The organism is Streptomyces graminilatus (genome assembly GCF_001418565.1).
GTDB lineage: Bacteria > Actinomycetota > Actinomycetes > Streptomycetales > Streptomycetaceae > Streptomyces > Streptomyces graminilatus.
Genome location: NZ_LIQQ01000262.1, coordinates 1 through 4,496 on the forward strand (window position 1 = coordinate 1; position 4,496 = coordinate 4,496).

General features: G+C 73.2%; 1 protein-coding gene. It reads left to right on the plus strand.

Annotated features, from left to right (window positions below; all coding sequences use genetic code 11):
• Nucleotides 1–72 precede the first annotated feature (72 nt).
• Nucleotides 73–4,496: ATP-dependent helicase (locus AOK08_RS22115; RefSeq protein WP_055528978.1), on the plus strand; the 4,424-nt coding region annotated here is incomplete at its 3' end.

Below are 4,496 nucleotides of genomic sequence, written 5' to 3' on the forward strand. Positions count from 1 at the left end.
CCCACCACCCCACCACCGGAGGCAAACCCGCAGCTCAGCCCGATTGTCAGTACCGAGGTGCAGGATGGACGCATGGTCAGCTCCACACACCGAGCCCTGGACGGCTTCTCCCCCGCGACCCGCGGCTGGTTCACGGGGGCCTTCTCCACGCCCACCGCGGCCCAGGCCGGCGCGTGGGCGGCCATCGCCGAGGGCTCGGACGTGCTGGTGGTAGCCCCGACAGGCTCCGGCAAGACCCTGGCGGCGTTCCTGGCGGCACTCGACCAGCTCACCTCGACACCTCCCCCGGCCGACCCCCGCAAACGCTGCCGCGTGCTCTACGTCTCACCGCTCAAGGCCCTGGCGGTCGACGTCGAGCGCAACCTCCGCAGCCCCCTCACAGGCATCCGCCAGGAATCCGTTCGCCGAGGGCTGCCCGAGCCCGAGGTCAAGGTGGGCATCCGCTCCGGCGACACCCCACCCGCCGAGCGCCGCGCCCTGGCCACTCGCCCGCCCGACATCCTGATCACCACCCCGGAGTCGCTGTTCCTGATGCTGACGTCGGCCACGCGCGACGCGCTGACGGGCGTGGAAACGGTGATCCTGGACGAGGTGCACGCGGTAGCGGGCACCAAGCGCGGCGCGCATCTCGCGCTCTCCCTGGAGCGGCTGGACGAACTGCTGCCCAGGCCCGCTCGGCGCATCGGCCTCTCCGCGACCGTCCGCCCGGTGGACGAGATCGCGCGTTACCTCTCCCCGCAGCGCAAGGTGGAGATCGTCCAGCCCAAGTCCGAGAAGGAGTTCGACCTCTCGGTCGTCGTCCCTGTGGAGGACCTGGGCGAACTGGGCGGCTCCCCGGTCGCCGACGCGAACGAGGGGGCCGAACGGCCGTCCATCTGGCCGCACGTCGAGGAACGGATCGCCGATCTCGTCCAGGCGCACCGCTCGACGATCGTGTTCGCCAACTCCCGCCGCCTCGCGGAGCGCCTGTGCAACCGGCTCAACGAGATCGCCTACGAGCGGGCCACCGGCGAACCCCTCACCGAACATCACGCCCCCGCCGAGCTGATGGGCGGCTCGGGCGCGGCCCAGGGCGCGCCCGCGGTCATCGCCAGGGCCCACCACGGCTCGGTCTCCAAGGAGCAGCGCGCGCTCGTCGAAGAGGACCTCAAAGCAGGCCGCCTACCCGCTGTGGTGGCCACCTCCAGCCTCGAACTGGGCATCGACATGGGCGCCGTGGACCTGGTCGTCCAGGTCGAGTCACCCCCGTCCGTGGCCTCGGGGCTGCAGCGAGTCGGCCGCGCCGGCCACCAGGTGGGCGCGGTCTCCACAGGCGTCGTCTTCCCCAAGTACCGAGGTGACCTGGTCCAGGCGGCGGTGGTCACCGAGCGGATGCGCACGGGTTCCATCGAGTCCCTGCGGGTCCCCGCCAACCCCTTGGACGTCCTCGCCCAGCAGCTCGTCGCGATGGTGGCGCTGGACACCTGGCAGGTCGACGACCTGCTGGCCACGGTCCGCCGGGCGGCGCCCTTCGCCGCCCTCCCCGAGTCGGCGTTCACCGCGGTCCTCGACATGCTCGCGGGCCGCTATCCGTCCGACGCGTTCGCGGAGCTGCGCCCGCGTGTGGTGTGGGACCGGATCGCCGGCACCGTGACCGGCCGCCCGGGCGCGCAGCGGCTCGCCGTCACCTCCGGGGGCACGATCCCCGACCGGGGGCTCTTCGGGGTCTTCCTCGCGGGCGCCGACCCCAAGAAGGGCGGCGGCCGGGTCGGCGAGCTGGACGAGGAGATGGTGTACGAGTCCCGCGTGGGGGACGTCTTCACACTCGGTACGAGTTCCTGGCGCATCGAGGACATCACCCGTGACCGGGTCCTGGTGTCCCCCGCTCCCGGGGTCCCGGGCCGCCTCCCCTTCTGGAAGGGCGACCAGTTGGGCCGTCCGCTCGAACTGGGCCGCGCGGTGGGCGCGTTCCTGCGCGAGGTCGGTTCACTGCCCGAGGAGGACGCCCGCCTCCGGCTCCTCGCCGCCGGCCTGGACACCTGGGCCGCCGGCAACGTGCTCTCCTACCTGGCCGAGCAGCGTGAGGCCTGCGGCCATGTCCCGGACGACCGGACCATCGTCGTGGAGCAGTTCCGCGACGAACTCGGCGACTGGCGGGTCGTCGTCCATTCCCCCTTCGGCGCCCAGGTCCACGCCCCGTGGGCCCTCGCGCTCAGCGCCCGGCTCTCCGAGCGGTACGGCATGGACGCCCAGGTCATGCACGCCGACGACGGCATCGTGCTGCGCCTCCCGGACGCAGATCTGATGAGCCTGGACCTGCTCGACCAGGAGCCGAGGACCGGCACGGAATACGACGCGGAGCAGGCCCCCGTAGGCGCGGCGGACGTGACCTTCGACAAGGGCGAGATCAACCAGATCGTCACCGACCAGGTGGGCGGCTCGGCCCTGTTCGCGGCCCGCTTCCGCGAGTGCGCCGCGCGTGCCCTGCTGCTCCCTCGCCGCAGCCCGGGCAAACGCACCCCGCTGTGGCAGCAACGCCAGCGGGCCTCCCAACTGCTCCAGGTGGCAAGCGAGTTCGGCTCCTTCCCCATCGTTCTCGAAGCGGTCCGCGAATGCCTCCAGGACGTCTTCGACGTGCCCGGGCTCGTGGAGCTGATGGGCGACATCGAATCCCGCAAGGTGCGCCTGGTCGAGGTCACCACCCCCGAGCCCTCCCCGTTCGCCCGCTCGCTCCTCTTCGGGTACGTGGCGCAGTTCCTGTACGAGGGTGACTCGCCGCTGGCCGAGCGGCGCGCCGCCGCCCTGTCGCTGGACTCCCGGCTGCTGGCCGAGTTGCTGGGCCAGGCGGAGCTGCGCGAACTGCTCGACGCCGAGGTGCTGACCGAACTGGAGCGGGAGCTCCAGTGGCTCACCGAGGACCGGCGCGCGAAGGACGCCGAAAGCGTCGCGGACCTGCTGCGCCTGCTCGGGCCGCTCACCGACGCCGAACTCGCCGAGCGCGGCGCCGATCCGCGGTGGGCCGGGGAGCTGGCCGGCGCCCGCCGCGTGATCCGGGTCCGTATCGGCGGCGCCGACCACTGGGCGGCGATCGAGGACGCGGGCCGCCTGCGCGACGCGCTCGGCACGGCGTTGCCGGTCGGTGTGCCGGAGGCCTTCACCGAGCCGGTGAAGGACCCGCTGGGCGACCTCCTGGCCCGCCACGCCCGCACTCACGGCCCGTTCACCTCGGCCACGGCGGCAGCCCGTTTCGGCCTGGGCGTGGCGGTCACCGAGGGCGCGCTTCAGCGGCTGGCGGCGAACGGCCGTGTCGTACAGGGGGAGTTCCACCCGGCCGGCATCGGCCAGGAGTGGTGTGACGCGGCGGTCCTGCGCCGCCTCCGGCGCCGCTCTCTGGCCGCCCTGCGGCACGAACTGGAGCCGGTGCCACCCGCCGCGCTCGCGCAGTTCCTGCCGCGGTGGCAGCACATCGGCAAGGGTCACGGACTGCGCGGTGTCGACGGACTGGTGCGCGCGGTCGAGCAGTTGCAGGGCGCCTCCGTGCCGGCGTCCGCCCTGGAGAAGCTGGTCCTGCCGTCCCGGGTGACGAACTACGCCCCCGCGATGCTCGACGAACTCACGGCGGCCGGGGAGATCGTCTGGGCCGGGGCGGGCTCGCTCCCAGGCAAGGACGGCTGGGTGTCCCTGTACCTGGCGGACACGGCCCCGCTGCTCTTGCCACCGCCCCACCCTTTGGAACCCACCGCACTCCACCAAGCCGTCCTCGACGCGCTCACGGGAGGCTACGGGCTCTTCTTCCGCCAGATCGCCGACCAGGTCCGCGCCACCACACACCCGGACGCCACGGATCCCCAGTTGGCCGACACCGTCTGGGACCTGGCCTGGTCGGGCCGGCTGACGAACGACACCCTCGCCCCGATGCGCGCTCTCCTCGGCTCGGGCAGGACAGCGGGCTCGACGGCGCACCGGGCGAAGCGCGCCGTCCCGCGGGGCAGATACGGCTCGCTGACGGCCGCCGCCCGCCCCGCCTCGCGCACCGGCCCGCCGACCGTGGCCGGCCGCTGGTCGCTGCTCCCCGACCACGAACCCGACGCCACCGTCCGCGCCCACGCCCTGGCCCGCACCCTGCTCGACCGCCACGGGGTGGTGACCCGGGGAGCGGTCTCGGCGGAAGGGATCGAGGGCGGTTTCTCCGCCGTGTACCGCGTCCTCTCCGCCTTCGAGGACAGCGGTCAGGCCCGTCGCGGCTACGTGGTGGAGGGCCTCGGCGCCGCCCAGTTCGCCATGGACGGCGCGGTGGACCGCCTCCGGGCAACGGCGAACGCCCGAGACCGCGGCGACTCCCGGCCCGCCCAGGGCATTGAAGGCACGCCCGCCGCACACGGCATCGCCTCCCCCACGGACCACGCCTTCGTGACGGACTTCGACCTGGATCTCACCCCCGATTCCCCCCACCCGCTCACCACCCCGAACACCTACAACGCGGCCCACGCCTTCGCCGAAAACACCTGGTCCCGCAC